This window comes from Streptomyces sp. NPDC026522, from assembly GCF_055567555.1.
Window position 1 is genome coordinate 60,738 of the sequence record NZ_JBVHQF010000017.1, and the last position, 20,694, is coordinate 81,431.

Annotated in this window: 21 protein-coding genes; 20 read left to right on the forward strand and 1 reads right to left on the reverse strand. The window is 73.6% G+C overall.

Annotation, left to right across the window (positions count from 1 at the left end; all coding sequences use genetic code 11):
• The first annotated feature begins 134 nt into the window (after nucleotides 1-134).
• The 6 genes from ACZ4M3_RS33115 to ACZ4M3_RS33140 all read left to right on the forward strand — a co-directional run bounded on the left by ACZ4M3_RS33115 (nucleotide 135) and on the right by ACZ4M3_RS33140 (nucleotide 5,187).
• A complete protein-coding gene (locus tag ACZ4M3_RS33115) occupies nucleotides 135-836 on the forward strand; it encodes a ScbR family autoregulator-binding transcription factor (RefSeq protein ID WP_467738981.1) in 702 nt (233 codons plus the stop codon).
• Nucleotides 837-946: 110 nt separating this feature from the next.
• Nucleotides 947-1,609 (forward strand): ScbR family autoregulator-binding transcription factor, encoded by a 663-nt coding sequence (locus ACZ4M3_RS33120; RefSeq protein ID WP_467738983.1) that lies wholly within the window; start codon nucleotides 947-949, stop codon nucleotides 1,607-1,609.
• Between the two features lie 305 nt (nucleotides 1,610-1,914).
• Nucleotides 1,915-2,751: an AfsR/SARP family transcriptional regulator gene (locus ACZ4M3_RS33125; protein ID WP_467738985.1), complete on the forward strand. Its 837-nt coding sequence runs from the start codon at nucleotides 1,915-1,917 to the stop codon at nucleotides 2,749-2,751.
• Nucleotides 2,752-2,897: 146 nt separating this feature from the next.
• Complete coding sequence (locus ACZ4M3_RS33130; protein WP_467738987.1) at nucleotides 2,898-3,719, forward strand: AfsR/SARP family transcriptional regulator; 822 nt, start codon at nucleotides 2,898-2,900, stop codon at nucleotides 3,717-3,719.
• Nucleotides 3,720-3,877: 158 nt separating this feature from the next.
• A complete protein-coding gene (locus tag ACZ4M3_RS33135) occupies nucleotides 3,878-4,141 on the forward strand; it encodes an acyl carrier protein (protein ID WP_467738989.1) in 264 nt (87 codons plus the stop codon).
• Between the two features lie 74 nt (nucleotides 4,142-4,215).
• Nucleotides 4,216-5,187, forward strand: a complete 972-nt coding sequence (locus ACZ4M3_RS33140; RefSeq protein WP_467738991.1) for an SRPBCC family protein — start codon at nucleotides 4,216-4,218, stop codon at nucleotides 5,185-5,187.
• Nucleotides 5,188-5,260: 73 nt separating this feature from the next.
• On the opposite strand, the gene ACZ4M3_RS33145 is transcribed toward ACZ4M3_RS33140, so the two are convergent.
• Nucleotides 5,261-5,860 (reverse strand): ScbR family autoregulator-binding transcription factor, encoded by a 600-nt coding sequence (locus ACZ4M3_RS33145; RefSeq protein ID WP_467738993.1) that lies wholly within the window; start codon nucleotides 5,858-5,860, stop codon nucleotides 5,261-5,263.
• 249 nt (nucleotides 5,861-6,109) lie between these two features.
• Between ACZ4M3_RS33145 and ACZ4M3_RS33150 the strand changes: the two genes are divergently transcribed.
• From ACZ4M3_RS33150 to ACZ4M3_RS33215, 14 genes are all read left to right on the forward strand, one after another.
• On the forward strand, nucleotides 6,110-6,880 hold the full coding sequence (locus tag ACZ4M3_RS33150; protein WP_467738995.1) for a response regulator transcription factor: 771 nt from the start codon (nucleotides 6,110-6,112) through the stop codon (nucleotides 6,878-6,880).
• Nucleotides 6,881-6,932: 52 nt separating this feature from the next.
• Complete coding sequence (locus ACZ4M3_RS33155) at nucleotides 6,933-7,769, forward strand: hypothetical protein (protein ID WP_467738997.1); 837 nt, start codon at nucleotides 6,933-6,935, stop codon at nucleotides 7,767-7,769.
• A 203-nt stretch (nucleotides 7,770-7,972) separates the two neighbouring features.
• A complete protein-coding gene (locus ACZ4M3_RS33160; protein ID WP_467738999.1) occupies nucleotides 7,973-9,442 on the forward strand; it encodes an FAD-dependent monooxygenase in 1,470 nt (489 codons plus the stop codon).
• Between the two features lie 256 nt (nucleotides 9,443-9,698).
• Nucleotides 9,699-10,364 (forward strand): TetR/AcrR family transcriptional regulator C-terminal domain-containing protein, encoded by a 666-nt coding sequence (locus ACZ4M3_RS33165; RefSeq protein ID WP_467739001.1) that lies wholly within the window; start codon nucleotides 9,699-9,701, stop codon nucleotides 10,362-10,364.
• Between the two features lie 36 nt (nucleotides 10,365-10,400).
• On the forward strand, nucleotides 10,401-10,733 hold the full coding sequence (locus ACZ4M3_RS33170; RefSeq protein ID WP_467739003.1) for a TcmI family type II polyketide cyclase: 333 nt from the start codon (nucleotides 10,401-10,403) through the stop codon (nucleotides 10,731-10,733).
• Nucleotides 10,734-10,770: 37 nt separating this feature from the next.
• On the forward strand, nucleotides 10,771-12,039 hold the full coding sequence (locus tag ACZ4M3_RS33175) for a beta-ketoacyl-[acyl-carrier-protein] synthase family protein (protein ID WP_467739005.1): 1,269 nt from the start codon (nucleotides 10,771-10,773) through the stop codon (nucleotides 12,037-12,039).
• Nucleotides 12,036-13,253, forward strand: coding sequence for a ketosynthase chain-length factor (locus ACZ4M3_RS33180; RefSeq protein ID WP_467739007.1), 1,218 nt, complete (start codon nucleotides 12,036-12,038; stop codon nucleotides 13,251-13,253). Before ACZ4M3_RS33175 ends, ACZ4M3_RS33180 begins: the two co-directional genes overlap by 4 nt.
• Nucleotides 13,254-13,360: 107 nt before the next feature.
• On the forward strand, nucleotides 13,361-13,636 hold the full coding sequence (locus ACZ4M3_RS33185; protein ID WP_467739009.1) for an acyl carrier protein: 276 nt from the start codon (nucleotides 13,361-13,363) through the stop codon (nucleotides 13,634-13,636).
• A gap of 86 nt (nucleotides 13,637-13,722) precedes the next feature.
• Nucleotides 13,723-14,508, forward strand: coding sequence for a 3-oxoacyl-ACP reductase FabG (gene fabG / locus ACZ4M3_RS33190; RefSeq protein WP_467739011.1), 786 nt, complete (start codon nucleotides 13,723-13,725; stop codon nucleotides 14,506-14,508).
• Nucleotides 14,509-14,551: 43 nt separating this feature from the next.
• On the forward strand, nucleotides 14,552-15,499 hold the full coding sequence (locus tag ACZ4M3_RS33195) for an aromatase/cyclase (protein WP_467739013.1): 948 nt from the start codon (nucleotides 14,552-14,554) through the stop codon (nucleotides 15,497-15,499).
• Between the two features lie 2 nt (nucleotides 15,500-15,501).
• On the forward strand, nucleotides 15,502-17,904 hold the full coding sequence (locus ACZ4M3_RS33200; protein WP_467739015.1) for an SDR family oxidoreductase: 2,403 nt from the start codon (nucleotides 15,502-15,504) through the stop codon (nucleotides 17,902-17,904).
• 136 nt (nucleotides 17,905-18,040) lie between these two features.
• Nucleotides 18,041-19,459: an MFS transporter gene (locus ACZ4M3_RS33205; RefSeq protein ID WP_467739016.1), complete on the forward strand. Its 1,419-nt coding sequence runs from the start codon at nucleotides 18,041-18,043 to the stop codon at nucleotides 19,457-19,459.
• Between the two features lie 28 nt (nucleotides 19,460-19,487).
• Nucleotides 19,488-19,850: an acyl carrier protein gene (locus ACZ4M3_RS33210; RefSeq protein ID WP_467739018.1), complete on the forward strand. Its 363-nt coding sequence runs from the start codon at nucleotides 19,488-19,490 to the stop codon at nucleotides 19,848-19,850.
• Nucleotides 19,847-20,674, forward strand: coding sequence for a 4'-phosphopantetheinyl transferase family protein (locus tag ACZ4M3_RS33215; protein ID WP_467739020.1), 828 nt, complete (start codon nucleotides 19,847-19,849; stop codon nucleotides 20,672-20,674). The genes ACZ4M3_RS33210 and ACZ4M3_RS33215 overlap by 4 nt, the downstream gene beginning before the upstream one ends.
• Nucleotides 20,675-20,694: the final 20 nt, after the last annotated feature.

Sequence of the window (20,694 nt, forward strand, 5' to 3'; positions counted from 1 at the left end):
GCGCCTCGAACTCCAGGTTGTTACCTTCCCGGGGTTGATAAAATACGGACCTTCTGGTTCTTTTTAAGGTGGGGGAGAGGGGGATCTCGGTAGAGAGCCCCTTGGTCGGTTTTCCCAACACCATCGGAGGCATCGTGGCACGGCAAGAGCGTGCGGTCCGCACGCGGCGCGCAATCTTGGAGGCGGCAGCCGCCGTCTTCGACGAGCGGGGCTACGAGGCGGCGACGATCGCGGACATCCTCGCCCGGGCGGGCGTCACCAAGGGTGCGCTGTACTTCCACTTCTCCTCGAAGCAGGAGCTGGCGCAGGGCGTCCTCGACGAGCAGATGGCCGAAGGCGGTGTCCCCCCGCGCGAGAGCAAGCTCCAGGAACTCTTCGACGTCGGCATGGTGCTCGGCCACCGGATGCGGCGCCACCCCATGCTCAGCGCCGGCGCGCGGCTGTCGCTGGGGCCCGACATGAGGGAGATCTTCGGCGGCGGATCGGTGCCCGCCTGGATCGACGTCACCGAACAGCGGCTGGCGCAGGCGAAGGCCCAGGGCGAACTGCTCCCGCACGTGGAACCCGCGGAAGCCGCCTGGATCATCTCCGCCGGCTGGGCCGGCGTGCAGCTCTACTCCCAGACGCTGACCGGCCGGGCGGACCTCGAGTACCGGGTGGCCTCGCTCTACCAGCACATCTACCCCAGCATCGCCACGCCCGCGGTGCTCGCCCGGCTGGACATGGCGGCCGACCGCGGGGACCGGGTCGTGACGGAGATCCGGGAATTGGAACTGGCTCTCGGGGAAGAGGCGGAGGCGGCGCAGGCCCCGGCCGTGGAAGCAGTGGTTCCCTGAGCCGGTCGAGCCGAATCCGGGCTGGCCGGGCCGGCCCGACCGGCCCGGCCGGCCATCACGATCCACACATTTACCCGGGGCAAACCGCTGATACGGTTTGTGGAGATGCCATGGTGAAGCAGGAGCGCGCGGCCCGTACGCGCGAAAGTCTGGTCCGTGCCGCCGCGGAGGTGTTCGCCGAGGAGGGGTACGAGACCGCCTCCATCGCCACCATCAGCAAGCGGGCCGGAGTCAGTACGGGCGGGCTGCACTTCCACTTCGGGAGCAAGTCCGCCCTGGCCGACGCGGTGGTGGACCGGGCGGCGGAGTCCCTGCGGAGGATCACCGTGTCCCGGCCCGCCGCGGACAACTCCCTCCAGACCCTGATCGACTCGACCCACGAACTGGTCGCTCTGCTGGCCCGGGACGCCGTGGTCAGCGCGGCCTTCGGGCTGGTCGCGGGCAACGGCGCCCGGTCGGCGGTGGGCCGCGAGCGCGGCTGGGCCGTACGCCGGCAGTGGCAGCGCTGGGTCGAGGCCATGTTCCGGGAGGCGGCGGCCGAAGGGCTGCTGGCCGACGGGGTGTCGCCGCAGGACGCCGCCGCGGCCGTCGTGGCGGCGATCGTCGGTTTCGAGGTGCTCGGCGCCGACCGGCGCGAGTGGTCCTCACGGTCCTCGCTCACCCGGTACTGGGGGCTGATGCTGCCCCAGTTGACCGCCCGGCACCGGCTCGGGGACGTGACGGCCGGCGGGTCGGGCGCGCCGTCCTCCGCCCGGTCCGCCCGCGCCTCGTGAGGCCCGCTCCCGTGCGCCGCCCCGCCCCCGTCGGCGGACCGTGACCGGACCACGCGGTCGGTTCCAGGCCGCTTCCGCCTCCCCTCGGGCTTCGCCCCGAGGGGATTTTTTTATGGGACCCCAGCGGCGCCGAGCGGCCTTTGCTGGCGAAGTTCCGCTGGTCAGAGCCCAGTTGAGGCAATTCAAGACACTGTCTCGAACGAAACAGGACGAACGGTCTGGTATTGACAAACCGGCGATGCTGTTTTTTCCTCGTTCCAGCGGGACTCAAGGAAGCATCCAGGACCAAGCAGGGGGAACACGCCGTGGACATCGAAGTACTGGGCGCACTGGCGGTACGGGAGAACGGCACGTCCATCACCCCGAGCGCAGCCAAGCCACGGCAGGTCCTGGCGCTGCTCGCACTGCACGCCGACCGGGTGGTCCCGGTGACCGCTCTGATCGAGGAGTTGTGGGGCGGCGAACCGCCGCGCAGCGCCCGGACCACCCTGCAGACGTACGTGCTCCAGCTGCGCACCCTCATCACCGCGGCACTGGAACGGGCCGGCGACCGTACCCGGACCGCCAAGGACGTCCTGCTCACGCTGCCCGGCGGCTACCAGCTGAACAGCTCCGGCGGCACCAGCGACGTCCGCGAGTTCGACCGGCTCGCGGGCCTCGGCTACCGGGCCATGGACGCCGGCGACCACCGCGGCGCGGCGCGGTTGCTGCGCGAGGCGCTGGCCCTGTGGTCCGGCCCCGCGTTCGCCGACGTGACGGGCGGTGTACAACTGGACATGGAGACCTGGCGGCTGGAAGAAACCCGGCTGTGCGCCCTCGACCGGCGCATCGAGGCGGACCTGCGGCTCGGCCGGCACCGCGAGCTGCTCGCCGAACTCACCGTCCTGGCCAGCCGCTACCGCACCCACGAGAACCTGCACGGCCAGTTCATGCTCGCCCTGCACCGCTCCGGCCGCCGCGGCGAAGCGCTCACCGCCTACCAGCGGCTGCGCACCAACCTCGTCGAGGAACTCGGCATCGAGCCCTCGGGCGCCCTGCGCGCACTCCAGCGGTCGATCCTGCTGGCCGACCCCGACGGCGCCGCCGACGCGCAGGAGGAGACGGCGCGCGCGGCGCGCAAGCGGCTGGTCCCGGCGCTCTGACGGCGGCCCGCCCCACCGCCCTCGGAGCGCCGCTCGACAGCGGCTCGAGATTTCCGGGACACCGCACACCGCGCCGCTACCGTGCTCGCGTCGAATGCTGACAGCCGTGAGCATCTCGACCCATTCCGGAGGGGAGACGGGAGACCGTGAAGATTCAGGTTCTGGGTCCGTTGAATGCCGAAGTCAACGGGGGATCGATCGTTCCTACGGCGGGCAAGCCGCGCCAGATCCTGGCGCTCCTCGCGCTCCACCCCGGCAAGGTGGCGCCGATCCCCACCCTCATGGAGGAGATCTGGGGCACCGAACCGCCGCAGAGCGCGCTCACCACGCTGCAGACGTACATCCTCCAGCTGCGCCGGCGCCTCGGGACGGCCATGGGCCCCGGCGGCCCCGGCTCGGCCAAGGACGTGCTCACCACCCGGCACGGCGGCTACCTGCTCCAGATCCCGCCGGAGAGCGTGGACGTCCACGCGTACGAGAGCCTCGTGGCCGGCGGCCAGAGCGCCTTCGAGGCCGGGGACGACGAGCGCGCGGCCGACCTGCTGCGCAAGGCGCTCGCGCTGTGGGAGGGGCCGGCACTGGTCGACGTACGGGTCGGACCCGTGCTGGAGATCGAGGTGCTGCGGCTGGCGGAGAGCCGACTGGTGACCACCGAGCGGCGCATCGACGTGGATCTGCGGCTGGGGCGGCACACCGAACTGCTGGCGGAGCTGGCCGAGCTGATGGCCCGCCACCCGCAGCACGAGGGCCTGCACTCGCAGGCCATGGTGGCGCTGTACCGCTCGGGCCGGCAGGCCACCGCGCTGGACGTCTACCGCCGGCTGCGCACCCGGCTCATCGACGACCTGGGCGTGGAGCCCTCGCACCAGCTCCAGCGCCTGCACCAGGCGATGCTGCGGGTGGACCCGGCCCTGGACGTGATCGCGGGCCCGCGCCGCACCTCGACCTTCGACCTGTACGCGGCCTGAGCCGCACGGCCGCCGCACGGGGCGGCGCTGCTCCAGCGGCGCCGCACGCGCGCTCAAGGAGGGTTTGAGCGCGCGCGGCCAGACTCTGCTCGGCCCGGCACGCAGCGCCGGGCCGCAGGGGGCGGCGGACCGCTGCCGCCGGAGGAGAAAGGTAGGCCATGGACCGGCTGGAACTCACCGACCTGTCCCGCGTCCTGCGGTTCTGGGGAGGCGAGGAGGAAGGCGCCGTACTGGACGAGGACGTCCTCGACCTCTACTGGATGGAACTCGGCTACGACTGCCTCTCCGTCCTGCAGACGACCGGCTACATCGAGCGGAAGTTCGACATCCTGCTGGACGGCGAACTGCTCGAACTCGCCGACACCCCGCGGCGCTACCTCGCCCTCGTCAACAGCGTGCTGGGCGCCCGCGCCGCCGTGTGATCCTCCAGCGGGGCTCCAGCGGGGTTCCGGCGGCTTCGGACAAGGTCTGCGTCAAGCGTTGGAGGAGGTGTCCGATGTCTTTCGGGCGAGCACACCGGGTGTCGTACGCGGTCGACGCCGCCGCCCCGGCCGGAGTCCTGTACGCACTGGTCGCCGACACCACCCACTGGCCGCTGTTCCTGGCGGACGCCCTGCACGTGGAGCCGCTGGACGCCGGCGGTGACCGGGACCGGTTCTGCCTGTGGTCCGCCCCCGAGGACGGCGAAGTGGCGTCGTCGCGCTGGCGCCGGACCCTCGACGCGGGAGCGCTGCGGGCCGGCTTCCGCCAGGAGGACCCGCGGGCGCCCTTCACCTCCGTGACCGGCGTCCTGAGCGTGACCGGACTGGCGCCCGGCTGGTCGAGGCTGACGCTGGAGCAGGAGATCACGCTCGCCGCGGCCGGGACGGCCGGGGCGGAACGGGCGCTCGCCGCCGCCGGACGGGGCTCCCGGGCCGCCCTGGACGGACTGCGGGTGGCGGCCGAGCGCTGGCAGGACCTGGACGGGCTGCTGCTGACCTTCGAGGACCGGGTGCGGCTGCCGGGGCCCGACGAACGGCTCCTGGACTTCCTGTACGGCGTGGGCTCCTGGCCCGGCCGGGTCGCGGACGTCGTCCGCGCCGAGGCGACCGAGGAGCGGCCCGGCGTGCAGCGCGCCGCCCTGGTCCGGCTGGCCGCCGACGGCCGCGCGTACACCACCGAGTCGGTACGGGTGTGCTTCCCGGCGGCCGGACGCATCGTCCACAAGCAGACCCGGCCGCACCCCTTGCTGGCCGCGCACACCGGCGAGTGGTCGGTGCAGCCCGAACCGGGGGCCGGGTGCACGGTGGTGTCCCGGCACACCGTCCTGCTGGACGGGCGCGCGGTGAGGCGGGTGCTGGGGCCGGGCGCGGACCTGGCGTCGGCGCGCCGCCACGTCCGCGAACTGCTCGGGCGCCAGAGCGCGGCGGTCCTCGGGCCGGCGCGGCAGTACGCGGGTGGGCCGGGCCGGGCGCTGCGCTCGGTGTGAGGCCGGGCGCGCGGCGCTGAGGCGAGGCCCCGGGAGCCGCTCGGAGCGGTCTCGGAGGTGCCGTGGAGATTCCTCACAGGTCGAGTCCGCGCAGCGCCTCCGGGTCCGCCAGGCAGGGCAGGACCACCTGCCAGAAGCCGGTCAGGGTGCGCCGGGAGAGCCACTCGGGGTCGTCCCGGCCCAGTAGCTCGAAGCCGATGGTCGCCGCGACGACCACCGCGGCGGCGTGCCGCCGGCACAGGCCGGGCAGCAGCGAGTCCTCGGCGTCCGCCTCCTTGAGCAGCCGGCGGACGTAGGCGTGCCATTCCTCGCGCAGGTCGTAGACCGTCGGGTACAGGGCCTCGTGGCCGAGCTGGAAGCCGGCCCGGGCCACCACGTCGGAGAGGAGCGCCTGCGCGAGGGCCAACGAGCTGTCGGCGAGGGCCTGGAGGGCCGAGGTCCGGCGCGCGTAGACCTCGTGGGCCACCGTGCGCAGGCAGCCGGCCGCCGCGGATTCGACCGCGGCCGCCACCGCCGCCTTGTTCTCGAAGTGGAAGTGCAAGGCGCCCGGGGTCACTCCCGCTCCCGCGCTGATCATGTTCAGCGTCGCCTCCGCGTATCCGCGCCGTCCGAACACCGTGGCAGCCGACTTGATCAGTGCCTCGCGGGTCCGGAGGGCGCGCTCCTGTTTCATCACGCTTGCTCCTATGACAGTTACCGCCTTATTAAACCGCCTCGTTGGTATTGTCCAGCGGTTCGTGCTCCGGCAAGGTGAGTGGGTTGCCAGGGGAGTCCGCGAAGTCCCCTGGCCTTCCCACCCCCTTTAACCCCTTTGTGGCGTATCTCGCCAGGGTTTGAGGGGTAATCAGATCTTTGACAAACCGACGAAGCGGTTTGTATGTTCGTTGACGTTGACTCAACTGAGCTTGAGGACGGGGGGCAGATGAACCAGCGTTCCATGGCTGTACTGGAACCTCACACGGTCGCTGCGGGAGTGAACGGAGGGCTCTCCCTCGCGGAGGGTCTGAGAACGCAGCCGAGCGGACCCGCCCAGTCGGCGCTGTGGCGCATTCTCATCGTCGAGAGCAACGCGGTCGAGGCCGAGACCCTGGCGCGCGGCCTGCGCCGCCACGGGCACGAGGTCGACATCGTCGCCACCGGCAGCGAGGCCCTGCGCAGCTACCCCGACGCCGACCTCGTCCTGCTCGACCTGGAACTCCCGGACCTGGACGGGCTGGAGGTCTGCCGGGGGATCCGCGCCGCCCACGAGATCGCCGTGATCGCGGTGACCGCCCGGGGCAGCGAACTGGACCGCGTACTCGGCCTCCAGGCCGGCGCGGACGACTACCTGGTCAAGCCGTACGGGTTCCGCGAGCTGATGGCCCGGATGGAGGCGGTCATGCGCCGGGCGCGCCCGCCGCGCCCGATGGCCGCCGCCATCACCGCCGGACCGCTGCGGATCGACGCGGGGACCCGCGAGGTCACCTTGAACGGAGAGCCCGTCGAAACCACCCGCAAGGAGTTCGACATGCTCTACCTCCTGGCCTCCCACCCCGGCACGGTCATCCCGCGCAAGCTCCTGATGGAGCGGGTCTGGGGCGACTCCTGGTCGCGCCGGACCGTCGACACGCACGTCAGCACGTTGCGCAACAAGATCGGTGCCGGCTGGATCATCACGGTCCGCGGCGTCGGGTTCCGGTTCGGCCAGGGCTGACCCCGGTCCGCGACAGGAACCGGACCGGCGCGCGAGCAGAAGGGGGAACGACATGACGGTGACGGCTCTGTGCCACGGTGAGGGCTGCCGCGGCGGCGACACCCGGCGGCGCACGTCCGCGGGCACCCGGCTGTGCCGCCGGTGCCGGGACCACTTCACCACGGGGCTCGCCGAACTGGCCCACCTGCACGCGGAATGCGGCCGGATCCTCGGCGGCGGCGCGCCCGGCAGCCTGCGCGAGCGCACCACCGGCGGCGATCTGCCGGGCCTGCCGTTCAACGGCGCCGCCGCCGACGTACGGGCCCGGATCGTCTCCGTCCTCGGATCGTGGAGCGGCCTGGTCGCCCAGCAGCGCGGACTCGCCGCGCCGCCCCGTACCGCCCCCGCCCTCACCGCCTTCCTGCTGCGCCACGCCGACTGGCTCGCGGCGCATCCGGCGGCGGCCGAGGCCAGCGTGGAAATAGCCCGCCTGGTACGCGCCGGGCGCCGCGCGGCATTCCCCGACGCCGCCCGCAGCATCCGGCTGGGCGGCTGCCCCGAGCCCGGCTGCGCCGGAGCCCTCGCCTTCGCCGGCCGCGCGGGGGAGCGGGCCGCCGGGCCCGCGGTCGTGTGCGACGCCGATCCGGCGCACCGCTGGACCAGCGACCGGTGGAGCGAGCTGAGCGACTCCATGGACTCCGCGCGGCCGCCGGGCGCCGGCGCCGCCGCGCCGGTCACGGAACGCTGGCTGGCCGGGGCCGACATCGCGCAGCTGTGGCAGGTGCCGATGGGCACCGTCTACCGGCTGGCGAGCGAGGAGCGGTGGCGCCGCCGCAACCGGGCCGGGCGCACGTACTACAACGAGAACGACGTCCGTTCCTGCTTCAGCCGCCGCGCCGCGCGCCGCTGACCGCACCGCCCGCACCGGGGTCCGGGGCCGGGCCCCTGACCTGTCCTTGACATGCTCTTGGCCGCCTTCCAAGGCTGTGGACCGGCTCTTGTGGAACCTGACCGAGTCCTGAAGCCACCGCCATTGAATGCCCGTTCGGATCCGAAGAACCTTGTAGTCAAGATCCGGTGCACTGTCTCCGGAGGCGAATTCAAGGAGACGTGATGGACGCACCGGTCATCGTCGTCGGCGCGGGACCCACGGGAATGATGCTCGCCGGCGAACTGCGCCTCGCGGGGGTCCACGTCGTCGTGCTGGAACGGCTGGAACGGCGTACGGGGGAGTCGCGCGGCCTCGGCTTCACCGCCCGCACCCTGGAGACCTTCGACCAGCGGGGTCTCCTGGCCCGCTTCGGCGAGATCGAGACCAGCACGCTCGGCCACTTCGGCGGCCTGCCCCTGGACTTCGGCGTGCTCGGGGAAACCACCTGCCGCGCCGCCAAGGCGGTGCCGCAGTCCCTCACCGAGACCCGCCTGGAGGAATGGGCCACCGGCCTGGGGGCCGACCTGCGGCGCGGCCACGAGGTGCTCTCGGTGCGCGACGACGGCGACGGCGTCGAAGTGGGGGTGCGCGGCCCCGGCGGGACGCACACCCTGCGCGCCGGCTACCTGGTGGGCTGCGACGGCGGGCGCAGCACCGTACGCAAGGCGGCCGGGTTCGACTTCCCGGGCACGGCCGCCACGATGGAGATGTACCTCGCCGACATCAAGGGCGTCGACCTCAAGCCCCGCATGATCGGCGAGAGCCTGCCCGGCGGCATGGTGATGGTGGGCCCGCTGCCCGGCGGCGTCACCCGGATCATCGTCTGCGAACGCGGCACACCGCCGCGCCGGCGCGAGGGGCCGCCGCCCTTCGAGGAGGTCGCCGCCGCCTGGCAGCGGCTGACCGGCGACGACATATCCGCCGCCGAGCCGGTGTGGGTCAGCGCCTTCGGCGACGCGGCCCGGCAGGCCACCGAGTACCGGCGCGGGCGGGTGCTGCTGGCCGGCGACGCGGCCCACATCCACCTCCCCGCCGGCGGTCAGGGCATGAACACCGGCATCCAGGACGCCGTCAACCTGGGCTGGAAACTCGCCGCCGAGGTCCGCGGCCACGCCCCGCCGGCCCTGCTCGACACCTACCACGGCGAGCGGCACCCGGTCGGCCGCCGGCTGCTGATGAACACCCGCGCCCAGGGACTGCTGTTCCTCAGCGGCGCCGAGGTGCAGCCGCTGCGCGACACGCTCGGGGAACTCATGGCGTACGAGGACGTGGCGCGCCACCTCGCCGCCATGGTGAGCGGCCTGGAGATCAGCTACGACGTCGGCAAGGGCAGCCACCCGCTGCTGGGCCGGCGCATGCCGCGCCTGGAGCTGGCCGGCCCGGGCGCCGCGGCCTCCAGCACGCAGCTGCTGCACCCCGCCCGCGGTGTGCTCCTCGACCTCGCGGACAACCCGCGGCTGCGGCAGCGGGCCGCACCCTGGGCCGACCGGGTCGACATCGTCACCGCGAAGCCGCGGGAGATCCCGGCGGACGCGGAACTGCGCGACACCACGGCCCTGCTGATCCGTCCCGACGGATACGTGGCCTGGGCGGCGCCCGGCAGCCACCACGACCTGCCCATGACGCTGGAGCGGTGGTTCGGCACTCCCTGACGCGCCCCGCAACTAGTGCTGTGGCCGGGAAGGTTTGCCGGGTCGCGGTTCCCCCGGCTACCGCTGGGAGGTGCCCCCAGGTGCGGTGCATCGCAAGGCGGAGGGCCGCGGCTCGTACTGGACGTACTTCCGGGGCCCGACAACGTGGCGAGGTGCCGTGCCGGGCGCCGCGGCCCGGTGGACCTTTCCGGTCACAGCACTAGCCGGCCGGCGGACCCGCCGGCCGGACGAGCACGTCACGAGGAGGAACCCGGACATGTCCCTGCCGCGAGCGACGTCGGCCACCCTTGAGCGCACCTCCCGGCCGCCGGACGAAGCGGCCGACGAGCGCCGCGCCGTCGTCCGGGCGGCCCGCACCGTACTGGCCCGCGAGGGCTGGAGACGCTGCACCGCCGAGGCCACCGCCGTCGAGGCGGGTGTCCCGGCGGACACCGTGCGGCGGTGCTTCCCCGACCACGAACAACTGCTGGTGGGCGTGCTGCTGGACAGCTCCGGCTCGGTCGCGGCCGCCCTCGCGGCGGTCGCCGAGAGCTGCCTGGCGGAGATCACGGACCTGGAGCAGGACCTCATCGCGCTGGGCCGGGCCTGGCTGGCGCCGCTGGAGGCCTTCCGCGAGCACTTCGCCATCGTCCGCCACGTCAGCGCCGAGGTGACCCGGCTGCCGGCCGAGGCCGTCGAGAAGTGGCAGGCGGCCGGCCCCCGCCAGGCCCGCCGGGCGCTGGCCCGCAGCCTCCGGGGCCTCGCAGCCCGCGGCCTGCTCGACATCCCCGACGCCGACCAGGCGGCGGAACGTTTCATCCTGCTGGTCCCCTCCGGCGTGGTCCAGCGTTCCTTCCTCGGCGCCCTGCCCGTACCGCGCGCCGAGGCCGACGCGCTGATCGCCGACGGCGTCGCGGACTTCATCCGGCTGTACCACCCCTGAACCACCCCCCCCCGACGCACGGAAGAGAGAGACCAGATGACGCACAGCAACCTGATCGTGGCCCGGATGGACAGCATGTCGAGCGATCAAGTGGCCCGCCTCTTCACCGAGTTCGACAAAACCGACATGCCCGAGCGGATGGGCACCCTGCGCCGCCGGCTGTTCATGTACAAGGGCCTCTACTTCCACCTCCAGGACTTCGCCGAGGACGACGGCGGCCAGCGCATCCAGGAGTCCCGCAACGACCCCCGTTTCATGAAGATCAGCCACGACCTGCTGCCGTTCATCCAGCCGTACGACCCGGCGACCTGGCGCACCCCCGCCGACGCCATGGCCACCCGCTTCTACGACTGGACGGCGTCGGAGTGAACCGCCGCCACGCCGACACGAGGGGAGGGCCGTACCGGTGGCTCGCCGGGTAGTGATCACAGGGGTGGGGGTGCTGGCGCCGGGAGGCACCGGCAGCGGGGCCTTCTGGCGGCTGCTGAGCGAAGGGCGTACGGCGACGCGGGGGATCACCCTCTTCGACGCCTCGGGGTTCCGCTCCCGGGTGGCGGCCGAGGCCGACTTCGACCCGCGGGCGCACGGGCTGACGCCGCGGGAGATCTGCCGTATGGACCGTGCCGCCCAGTTCGCGGTGGTCGCGGCGCGCGAGGCGTTCGCCGACAGCGGGCTGGCCCTGACCGGGCTCGACCCCTACCGCACCGGTGTCAGCCTGGGCACCGGCGTCGGCGCCCCGGGCGCGCTCGACCGCGAGTACCGCGCCGTCAGCCACGACGGCCGGCTCGCCGTGGTCGACCACACCTACGCCTCGCCCGGCCTCTACGACCACTTCGTGCCGAGCTCCTTCGCCGCCGAGGTGGCCTGGGCCGTCGGCGCGGAGGGCCCCGTCACCACGGTCTCCACCGGCTGCACCTCGGGGATCGACTCGGTCGCGCACGCCGCGGACCTGATCCGCGAGGGCAGCGCCGACGTCATGGTCACCGGCGCCACGGACGCGCCGATCACCCCGATCACCCTGGCCTGCTTCGACGCCATCAAGGCGACGACCACGTACAACGACGAACCGGGCACCGCCTCCCGCCCCTTCGACGCCTCCCGCAAGGGCTTCGTCCTCGGCGAGGGCGCCGCGGTGTTCGTCCTGGAGGAGCTGGCGGCCGCCCGCCGGCGCGGCGCGCACGTCTACGCCGAGATCGCCGGACACGCCGCCCGCTCCAGCGCCTTCCACATGACCGGCCTGCGCCCGGACGGGCGCGAACTGGCGGAAGCCGTCACCGTCGCCCTGCGCGCGGCGCGCCTGCACCCCGCCGACATCGACTACGTCAGCGCCCACGGCTCCGGCACCCGGCAGAACGACCTGCACGAGACGGCCGCCTACAAACTGGCCCTCGGCGACCACGCCTACCGGATCCCGATGAGCTCCATCAAGTCGATGATCGGACACTCGCTCGGGTCGGTCGGCTCGATGGAGATCGCCGCCTCGGTCCTCGCGATGCGGCACCACGTGGTGCCGCCCACCGCGAACCTGCGCACCCCCGACCCCGAGTGCGACCTCGACTACGTCCCGCTCCACGCGCGGGAGCACCGCACGGACGCCGTCCTCACCGTGGGCAGCGGGTTCGGCGGTTTCCACAGCGCGATGGTGCTGACCCGCCCCGACAGGAGGACCGCATGAGTGCCAGGATCCTGGTCACCGGCATCGGGGTGGCCGCCCCCAGCGGGCTCGGCGTGGAGGACTTCTGGGCGGCGACCCGGATCGGCAAGAACGCGATCGGCCCCGTCACCCGCTTCGACGCCTCCCGCTACCCCTCCCGGCTGGCGGGCGAGATCCACGGCTTCGACGCCAAGGAGCACCTGCCGGGACGGCTCGTACCGCAGACCGACCGGGTCACCCAGCTGGCCCTGGCCGCCGCCGACCACGCCTTCGCCGACGCGGGAGTGGCGCCGGGGGACATCGACCCGTACCGCATGGGCGTGGTCACCGCGGCCGGCTCCGGCGGCGTCGAGTTCGGCGGCAACGAGCTGCGCAAGCTCTGGAGCCACGGCCCCAACCACGTCAGCGCCTACCAGTCCTTCGCCTGGTTCTACGCCGCCAACAGCGGGCAGATCTCCATCCGCCACGGCCTGTACGGGCCCTGCGGGGTCGTCGTCAGCGACCACGCCGGCGGCCTCGACGCCCTCGCGCACGCCCGGCGCCAGATCCGCGCGGGCGGCAGACTGGCCGCCACCGGCGGCTTCGACGCGCCCGTCTCCTCCTGGGGCTGGGCGGCCCAGCTCGCCGGCGGCCTGATGTCCGCCGGCACCGAACCCGAGCGGGCCTACCTGCCCTTCGACGAAGCCGCGGCCGGCTACGTACCGGGGGAGGGCGGCGCCCTGCTCGTCCTGGAGGACGAGGACAGCGCCCGCGCCCGCGGCGCCCGCACCGTCTACGGCGAACTCGCCGGGTACGGGGCGACCTTCGACCCCCGGCCCGGCAGCGGACGCGAGCCGGGCCTGCGCCGGGCCATCGACACGGCGCTCACCGACGCCGGCTGCCACCCCGCCGAGGTCGACGTGGTCTTCGCCGACGCCGCGGGCACCAAACGGCTCGACCGCGAGGAGGCCGAGGCCATCACCAGCGTGTTCGGCCCGCGCGGCGTGCCCGTCACCGCCCCCAAGACGACGACCGGACGGCTGGGCGCGGGCGCCGCGCCGGTGGACGTCGTCTCGGCTGTGCTCGCCATGCGGGAGGGCCTGATCCCACCGACCACCAACGTGGAGCTGTCGCCCTCCTACGACCTCGACCTGGTCGCCGTACGCCCGAGAACCGCCTCGGTGCGCACCGCCGTGGTCCTCGCCCGCGGCCGCGGCGGCTTCAACTCCGCGGTGATCGTCCGCGCCGTCGACTGACGGCCCCCAGCCGGCGCCCGCCGCCGTCACCCCCCTGACGGCGCCGGGCGCCTTCCCCGCCACCCCGCCGGATCCGCCGGATGCGGCCACCCACGAAGGGACCCACCTTGTCCAAGACCGAGTTCACCATCGACGACCTCAAGCGCATCCTCCTGGACGGCGCCGGCGCCGACGAGGAGATCGACCTCGACGGCGACATCCTCGACACCGACTTCGAGTCCCTGGGCTACGAGTCGCTGGCGCTGCTGGAGACCGGCGGCCGGATCGAGCGCGAGTTCGCGATCACCCTGGACGACGACGTCTTCACCGACAACAGCACGCCCCGCGCGCTGATCGCGGCCGTCAACGCGAGCCTGCGGGCCGCCGCCCTCGTCGACGCGTAGGGCGCGCCCCGTCCACGGCGGCCGGCCGCACCCGTCCGGGCGGCGGCCGCCGCCCCACACACCAGCTTCCCTTGGAGAACAGACCCATGTCGGATCAGGACCGGAAGGTCGCCGTCGTCACCGGTGCCACCAGCGGGATCGGCCTGGCCGTCGCCCGGCTGCTGGCCGCCCAGGGCCACCGGGTGTTCATCGGTGCCCGCAGCGCCGACAACGTCGCCGCGACCGTCAAGCAGCTCCAGGACGAGGGCCTCGACGTGTCCGGGGCCGTGCTCGACGTCCGCTCCACGGACGAGGTCCGCGCCTGGATCCAGGCCGCCGTCGACCGCTTCGGCACCATCGACGTCGTCGTCAACAACGCCGGCCGCTCCGGCGGCGGCGTCACCGCCGACATCGCCGACGAGCTGTGGCACGACGTCATCGACACCAACCTCAACAGCGTCTTCCGGGTCACCCGCGAGGCGCTGACCACCGGCGGCCTGCGCGAGAAGAGCCGCGGCCGCATCATCAACATCGCCTCCACCGCCGGCAAGCAGGGCGTCGTGCTCGGCGCCCCCTACTCCGCCTCCAAGCACGGCGTGGTCGGCTTCACCAAGGCGCTCGGCAACGAACTCGCCCCCACCGGGATCACCGTCAACGCCGTGTGCCCGGGGTACGTGGAGACGCCGATGGCGCAGCGCGTGCGGCAGGGGTACGCCGCCGCGTACAACTCCACCGAGGCCGCCATCCTGGAGAAGTTCCAGGCCAAGATCCCCCTCGGCCGGTACTCCACCCCCGAGGAAGTCGCCGGTCTCGTCGGCTACCTGGCCTCCGACACCGCCGCCTCCATCACCTCGCAGGCCCTCAACGTCTGCGGCGGCCTCGGCAACTTCTGATCCCGCACCGCCCCAACCGGCCCGAGCCCAAGGAGCCACCAGCATGTCGCAGCCCGGCCTGCGCGAAGTCGAGCACGAGATCACGGTCTCGGCCCCGGCCAGCGCCGTCTACCGCTTGATCGCCGAGGTCCGGAACTGGCCCCGGATCTTCCCTCCGACCATCTACGTCGACCACATCGCCGAAGGCGCCGGCGAGGAGCACATCCGCATCTGGGCCACCGCCAACGGCGAGGCCAAGAACTGGACCTCCCGCCGCACCCTGGACCCCGAGGCCCTGCGCATCACCTTCCGCCAGGAACGGCCGGCCCCGCCCGTCGCCGCGATGGGCGGTGCCTGGGTGATCGAGGCGCTGTCCGCCGACGAGTCGCGGGTCAGGCTGCTGCACGACTACCGGGCCGTGGACGACGACGCCGCCGGCCTCGCGTGGATAGACGAGGCCGTCGACCGCAACTCCCGCTCCGAACTCGCGGCCCTGAAGACCAACCTGGAGCTGGCCCACGCCGCCGAGGAGCTGACGTTCTCCTTCGAGGACACGGTCCAGGTCGACGGCTCGGCGAAGGACGTCTACGACTTCGTCAACGAGGCCGGGCTGTGGCCGGAACGGCTGCCGCACGTGGCGACCGTACGGCTGACCGAGGACACCCCCGGACTCCAGGAACTGGAGATGGACACCCGGGCCAAGGACGGGTCGCTGCACACCACCAAGTCCTACCGGGTCACCTTCCCGCACACCCGGATCGCCTACAAGCAGACCACCCTCCCGGCCCTGATGACCCTGCACACCGGGTACTGGACCTTCACCGAGAACGCCGGGGGCGTGGCCGCGTCCTCGCAGCACACGGTGACCCTGAACACCGCGAACATCACCGCGGTGCTCGGCGAGGGGGCCACGGCCGAGGACGCCCGGCAGTACGTGCGCACGGCGCTGAGCACCAACAGCCTGGCCACGCTGGGCCACGCGAAGGCCCACGCCGAGAAGAACAGGGACTGATCATGGCTGGGGACTACACCGACACCCAGGTGATCGTGGTGGGCGCGGGACCGGTGGGACTGCTGCTCGCCGGGGAGCTGCGGCTGGCGGGCGCGGACGTGGTGGTCCTCGAAAAGCTCACCGCGCCGACCACCGAATCGCGGGCCTCCACCCTGCACGCCCGCACCATGGAGATCCTCGACAGCCGCGGCCTGCTGGACCGGCTGGACCCGCTGGACGGGATCCCGCACGACCTCGCCGGCCACTTCGGCGGGATCCCCCTCGACCTCCGCCTCCCCTCGCCCTACCCGGGCCAGTGGAAGGTGCCGCAGACCCGCCTGGAGGAAGTGCTCGCGGCCTGGGCGGCCGGCCTCGGCGCCGACATCTGGCGCGGTCACGAACTGACCGGGCTGACCGCCACCGCGGACGGGGTCGTCGCCGACGTCCGCACCGACGACGGGACGCGGCTCACCGTACGGGGCGCGTACGCCGTCGGCTGCGACGGCGAGAACAGCGCCGTGCGCCGGCTGGGCGGCTTCGCGTTCCCCGGCACCGACGCCGGCCGGGAACTGCTGCGCGCCGACGTCGCGGGCATCGACATCCGCGCCCGCCGCTTCGAACGCCTGGAGCAGGGCCTCGTCATCGCAGCCCGGCGCCCCGACGGGATCACCCGCGTCATGGTGCACGAGTTCGGGACCGCGCCGCGCGCCGGACGGCCCACCTTCCAGGAGGTCGCCGACACCTGGAAGCGCATCACCGGCGAGGACATCGGCTCCGGCACCCCGCAGTGGGTCAACTCCTTCGGCGACGCCTCCCGGCAGGCGGCGCAGTACCGCCGCGGCCGGCTCCTGCTCGCCGGGGACGCCGCGCACCAGCAGCTGCCCATCGGCGGGCAGGCCCTCAACCTCGGCCTCCAGGACGCCTTCAACCTCGGCTGGAAGCTGGCCGCGCTGCTGGCCGGACGCGGCAGCGAGGCACTGCTCGACAGCTACCACGAGGAACGGCACGCCGTCGGAGAGGCCGTCCAGAGCAACGTCAGGACCCAGGCGCTGCTGCTGCTCGGCGGCCCCGAGGTCGACGCCGTCCGGGAGGTCTTCGCGGAACTCACCGGACACGAGGACGTACGCGCCCACCTCGCCGGAGCCGTCAGCGGCCTCGACGTGCGCTACGGGGCGGGCCCCGGCGGCGGTCCGCTGCTGGGCCTGCGCGCCCCGCAGGCCGGCGCGGTCACCGGCGACGGCCCGGCCACCACCTTCGAGCTGCTGCGCCCGGGGCAGGGGTTGCTGCTCCTCGCGCCGGGTGACGAGGGCCGCCAGGAGGAGCTGCGCGCCGCGGCGAAGCCCTGGGCGGACCGGGTGCGCCTCGCCACGGCCACCCCCGGCCCCGGCGCGGCCGGCGCGCTGCTGATCCGGCCGGACGGCCACGTCGTCTGGTCGGACGGCGTCGGCGAAGCGGGTCTGACGGCCGCCCTGGAACGGTGGTTCGGGCCCGCGCAGCCCCGTACCGCACGCCCGGCTGCCGACCGGGCCGCCCTGCCCGCGCCGTCGGCGGCGTCACCGGAGTCGGTGCCGCCACGGGTGACGACGGCGGTGTCGGAGGCGGCGGCGGCGTCGGCGGTGTCGGAGGCGGAGGCGGCGGAGGCGGCGGCGAAGCGGAGCCCCGGCACCGAACGGCTCACCGGCCGTACCGCGCTGGTCACCGGGTCCAGCCGGGGCATGGGCCGCGCGGTCGCGGCGCGGCTCGCGCAGGAGGGCGCACTCGTCGCCGTCCACTACGCCACCGACGAGGCCGCCGCCCACGAGGTCGTCGCCTCGGTCGAGCGGGACGGCGGCCGCGCCTTCGCGATCCGCGCCGAACTCGGCGTCGACGGGGACGTCGAGGGCCTCTTCGCCGGCCTGGAGGCGGGGCTGCTGGACCGCACGGGCAGCACCGACCTGCACATCCTGGTGAACAACGCGGGGGTGATGGGCGCCGTCGGCCCCGCCGAGCTCACCCCCGAGCACTTCGACCGGATCTTCGCGGTCAACGCCAAGGCCCCGTTCTTCCTGATCCGGCGGGCGCTGCGGAACATGCCCGACGGGGGCCGGATCATCAACATCTCCTCCGGCCTGACCCGGTTCGCGAACCCGGACGAGATCGCGTATGCGATGAGCAAGGGCGCACTCGAACAGCTAGCCCTGCACTTCGCGAAGGCCCTGGGCCCGCGGAACATCACCATCAACTCCGTGGCCCCCGGCATCACCCGCAACGGAAACCCGGTGTTCGACATCCCCGAGGCCGTCGAACAGATGGCGGCGCTGTCCGCCTTCAACCGGGTCGGAGAGCCGGAGGACATCGCCGATGTGGTGGCTTTCCTCGCGACCGACGAAGCCCGCTGGATCACCGGGTCGTTCGTCGACGCCACCGGCGGAACGCTGCTCGGCTGACCGCCGCCGCGTACCGCCCCCCAGGACCGCCGGCGTGAAACACCCACGCCACGCCGGCGACGGGCGGCCCGGCCGGGGAACCCTCCCCGGCCGGGCCGCCCTTCCCGTTCCACCCCCCTCACGGCGAAAGGAGAGCATGCAGTCCTCGACCACCTCCCCGGCCGGCGCCGGGCGCAGCGGGACCCGCTGGGCCCTGGTCTCCGTACTCTCCGCGAACATGCTGGTCGACGCCCTGGAGGTGTCCGCCACCCTGGTGGCGCTGCCGCAGGTCGGCGCCGGTCTCGGGCTTTCGGTGCCCGGCGCACAGTGGGTCGTCAGTGCCTTCGCCGCCGGCTTCGGCTCGCTGGTGCTGCTCGGCGGCCGGCTCGTCGAACGCCTGGGACGGCGCCGGGTCTACCTCGCCGCCCTGCTGCTCTTCGCCGCGGCCTCGCTGGCGGGCGCCCTCGCCGACAGCGCGGCGCTGCTCGTCGCCACCCGGGTCGTCAAGGGCGGCTGCGTCGCGCTGACCGCGCCCACCGGCCTCGCCATCCTCGTCTCCGCCGTCCCCGAGGGACCCGCCCGGCGCCGGGCGGTCTCGCTGTACTCCTTCTTCGGCGCCACCGGCTTCTGCGCGGGCCTGCTGCTGTCGGGCCTGCTCACCGGCGTCGGCTGGCGCTGGACCCTCGCCTTCCCGGCCCCCGTCGCAACCGTCCTGCTCGTCGCCGGCCTGCGGCTGATCCCGCGCGACGGGACCGGCCCGCAGCCCGGTACGGGAGCCATCCGCCCGGCGCTGGTGGCCGGCCTCGGCCTCGGCGGCACGGTGGCGCTGCTGTTGTACGGGCTCTCCTGCGCGGCCGGCGAACCTGCCCGCGCGGGGGCCGCCTTCGCCGCGGCGCTGCTGACCGGGGCCGTCTTCGTCGCGGCCGAACGGGCCTCCCCGCGCCCGCTCCTCGCCCCCGGGCTGCTGCGGCACGCGCCGCTGGTGCGCTCCGCGATCGGGGCGGCCACGCTCAACGGCTCCTACGTGGCCTTCCTGCTGGTGGCCACCTCGGACCTGCACCGGGCCGGCGCGACGCCCTGGCGGACCGCGCTCGCCTTCCTGCCGGCCGGCGCCCCGCTCGCGGTGAGCGCCCTGTACTCGGCCCGGATCGCCGACCGGCTGGGGCCCGCCCGGGCCGTCGCCGCGGGCGCCGCGGCCGCGCCGCTCGGCTACGCCCTCTACCCGCGGGCCGCCCCCGACGGGCTGGGCTTCGCCGCCCTGCTGCCCGCGACGGGCTGCGTCGGGGCCGCCTTCGTCCTCGCCTTCACCGCGCTGCACCTCCAGGCGACGAGCGGCCTCCCGGCCGGGCTGCGGCAGCCGGCCGGCGGGCTCTACCAGACCTGCGTCCAGCTGGGCGCCGCCCTGACGGCCGTTCCCGTGGCCGCGCTGTACCCGGCGCACCGGGGCGCGGCGCTCGGGCTGGTCACGGCCGTCGGCCTGACCGGCGCGGGCGTCGCCCTCGGCGCGCTGACCGGCCGCAACCGACTTCCCCACCTCCCCGCCCCTCGGGCGTACGGGGACACCCGTACGTCGTGACCCGGAAAGCATCATGACCACACTTCACATGTCGCACACATATGAGACGGACAGCGGGCTGGTCCACATCAGCCCGCCCGACGTGACCCTGCTGCACACCGTCGGCAGGCGCGAACGCACCCGGATCCTGGAGCAGTACGTGCGCGAGGAGCTGGGCCGCATCCTCGGCATCGAACCGCACCGCGTCGACACGACCGGCCGCCCGATGGGCTGCCTGGGCATCGGCTCGATCTCCGGGATCGAACTGCAGTACCGGATGGAGGCGGTGCTGGGCGTCGACCTGAACCTCCAGCGACTGCTGACGGCGAACAGCGCGCAGGAGCTCATCGACTGCCTCGTCGGCCAGTTCGGCCCGGAGTCGCACCTGCACGGGGCAGCGGTGCCGGCATGACGACTACCACCCTGCGGCCGGCCACCCGCCCGGTCGTGAACCACCTCGGCCTGCCCGACGCCGACTTCACCCTCTCCCCGGACCGGGTCGACCTGTGGCTGGTGCGCCGTCCCACCGGGGCCGACGCCGAAGCGCTGGCCGTGGCCGAGCTGGACGCGGGGGAACGCAAGCGGACCGACGCGTTCATCAGGCGCTCCGACGGCCTGCTCTACGCGGCCGCCCACGTGGCGGTGCGCCGGCTGCTCGGCCGGTACACCGCGACCCTGCCGCAGGACGTGCGCTTCATGCGCGAGCCCTGCCCGGGCTGCGGCGAACCGCACGGCCGCCCCGCGCTGTCCCCGCCGCCGCCACCGCTGCACTACTCCCTCTCGCACAGCGGGGGAGTCGCGCTGGTGGGCGTGGGCACCGTGCCGCTCGGCGTCGACGTGGAGAAGCTGCCCGGAGTGGAGACCGTCGACATCTGCTCCAAGGCGCTGCACCCGGACGAGCAGCTGGAGATAGCCCGGGCCGCGGCCGGCGAGGCCCGACGGCAGCTCTTCGGCCAGATCTGGACTCGAAAAGAAGCGTTTCTCAAGGGACTCGGGACAGGGTTGAGCCGCTCACCCGCCGAGGACTACCTCGGTACCGACCACGACCGGCACCCGGACGACTGGACCATGGTCGGTATCCCCGCCGACACCTCCCACGCCGCCGCCGTGGCGGTGGCCGGGCCCGCTCCCGCGGTGGTCGACGTCCGCTGGGTCCCCGACAGCTGGCTGGCCGCCGGAGGTGCCGCGTGCGGTGCGTCCGCCCCCTGGCCGGACCGTACGCCCCTCGCCAGTTGACCGCAGATCAAGGACGTGAC

Bases quoted from the DNA above. Each gene is read 5' to 3' on its own strand.
- ACZ4M3_RS33210 (WP_467739018.1), top strand. From the start codon at position 19,488: ATGTCGCACACATATGAGACGGACAGCGGGCTGGTCCACATCAGCCCG.
- ACZ4M3_RS33215 (WP_467739020.1), top strand. From the start codon at position 19,847: ATGACGACTACCACCCTGCGGCCGGCCACCCGCCCGGTCGTGAACCAC.
- ACZ4M3_RS33165 (WP_467739001.1), top strand. From the start codon at position 9,699: ATGTCCCTGCCGCGAGCGACGTCGGCCACCCTTGAGCGCACCTCCCGG.
- ACZ4M3_RS33180 (WP_467739007.1), top strand. From the start codon at position 12,036: ATGAGTGCCAGGATCCTGGTCACCGGCATCGGGGTGGCCGCCCCCAGC.
- ACZ4M3_RS33170 (WP_467739003.1), top strand. From the start codon at position 10,401: ATGACGCACAGCAACCTGATCGTGGCCCGGATGGACAGCATGTCGAGC.
- ACZ4M3_RS33160 (WP_467738999.1), top strand. From the start codon at position 7,973: ATGGACGCACCGGTCATCGTCGTCGGCGCGGGACCCACGGGAATGATG.
- ACZ4M3_RS33200 (WP_467739015.1), top strand. From the start codon at position 15,502: ATGGCTGGGGACTACACCGACACCCAGGTGATCGTGGTGGGCGCGGGA.
- ACZ4M3_RS33140 (WP_467738991.1), top strand. From the start codon at position 4,216: ATGTCTTTCGGGCGAGCACACCGGGTGTCGTACGCGGTCGACGCCGCC.
- ACZ4M3_RS33150 (WP_467738995.1), top strand. From the start codon at position 6,110: ATGAACCAGCGTTCCATGGCTGTACTGGAACCTCACACGGTCGCTGCG.
- ACZ4M3_RS33155 (WP_467738997.1), top strand. From the start codon at position 6,933: ATGACGGTGACGGCTCTGTGCCACGGTGAGGGCTGCCGCGGCGGCGAC.
- ACZ4M3_RS33145 (WP_467738993.1), bottom strand. From the start codon at position 5,860: ATGAAACAGGAGCGCGCCCTCCGGACCCGCGAGGCACTGATCAAGTCG.
- ACZ4M3_RS33195 (WP_467739013.1), top strand. From the start codon at position 14,552: ATGTCGCAGCCCGGCCTGCGCGAAGTCGAGCACGAGATCACGGTCTCG.
- ACZ4M3_RS33135 (WP_467738989.1), top strand. From the start codon at position 3,878: ATGGACCGGCTGGAACTCACCGACCTGTCCCGCGTCCTGCGGTTCTGG.
- ACZ4M3_RS33120 (WP_467738983.1), top strand. From the start codon at position 947: ATGGTGAAGCAGGAGCGCGCGGCCCGTACGCGCGAAAGTCTGGTCCGT.
- fabG (WP_467739011.1), top strand. From the start codon at position 13,723: ATGTCGGATCAGGACCGGAAGGTCGCCGTCGTCACCGGTGCCACCAGC.
- ACZ4M3_RS33205 (WP_467739016.1), top strand. From the start codon at position 18,041: ATGCAGTCCTCGACCACCTCCCCGGCCGGCGCCGGGCGCAGCGGGACC.